General features: G+C 45.8%; 2 protein-coding genes. Both read left to right on the top strand.

The features are described from left to right. Positions 1-296, top strand: a 296-nt coding sequence (locus E1189_RS24745) for a hypothetical protein (protein WP_230459961.1), incomplete at its 5' end; no start/stop codon positions are given. Positions 297-504: 208 nt separating this feature from the next. Next, positions 505-983 (top strand): hypothetical protein (locus tag E1189_RS01475; protein WP_155158328.1); only part of this gene is annotated, 479 nt, incomplete at its 3' end.

Here is a 983-nt window from a genome sequence, read left to right as displayed (position 1 = left end):
ATTTGTATCAGACAGCTCATGTTAACGGAGAAGGGGTGACTGTCTGTTGGCTTGATGCTCAGGTCGGACCTACGATGCATCAAATGGGGCACCATGTTCCTCAATCAGCGGCTGAGTTGAACGCGCTTATGAAAAAGGTAACGAGTTATTATGATTGGGACATCTACGGATATTACCTCAGAACAGCTTTCCAATCCCACAATGCTCTAGTTCTTGGTGAGGACGATTCGACGACTATCGCTCAGGAATTTATCAATGGACTGAAACTGGATATTAGCAGTATCTCAGTACCCTAAGTACAGGCATATAGGAAACACATGCGGTCATATAAGCCCCAAACCATTGCTTTCGCATAGTCTGGCGGCGTCTTTTCCGCCCTTGCTGCGTTACAACCCTGATCACGTAGCGGGCTATGTTCCCGACGTTGTTCCTTGAAGAGCGAAAAAATCCAATCGCCATCATTATGCGAAAGTAATGGGCGAGCAGGCCGGAAAGGAGGGAGGTGTGGAACCCAAAATGGCTTGTGCTGTCGATATGTTCAGTGATTCGGGGAAGACAGCACAAGGGTTATTAGAAATGCAGCCATTTCACTCTATTACAAGGAAAAGGTCTCCAGATAGTAAAGCGTCACTTGGTGGTGGAAAAAGAAAACGCAATTCCGATTCAGTCATGAAAGTCAGGCATACTCTCTCTCAGTTAGGTAGACATAAGAAGAAAGCTTCCTCTTCCCCGATTCATAACAAACAGGTCAGCCATTCTTCCGTTTTAAGTCCTGCCTTTCAATCAGCCTCTGCATTTGATCTGAAGTTTGTTGCCTCCGATCAGGATGTTTTAGTGACTCTGCAAACGATTAATAAACAGCATCAGGATGCTGACGTTGTTGTTATGAATTCTCCCGATGGACTTGAGCAGGATAATCTTGTTCAGCGCCTGACCATTACAGACAATGGCAACCACCAGGTTCATCCCGGCAAGTTGTTCAA

The organism is Parendozoicomonas verongulae (assembly GCF_009711465.1).
Taxonomy (GTDB): Bacteria; Pseudomonadota; Gammaproteobacteria; order Pseudomonadales; family Endozoicomonadaceae; genus Sansalvadorimonas; species Sansalvadorimonas verongulae.
The sequence above is the reverse complement of the archived record's forward strand: the minus strand, read 5'-3'. Positions and strand labels throughout refer to the sequence as shown.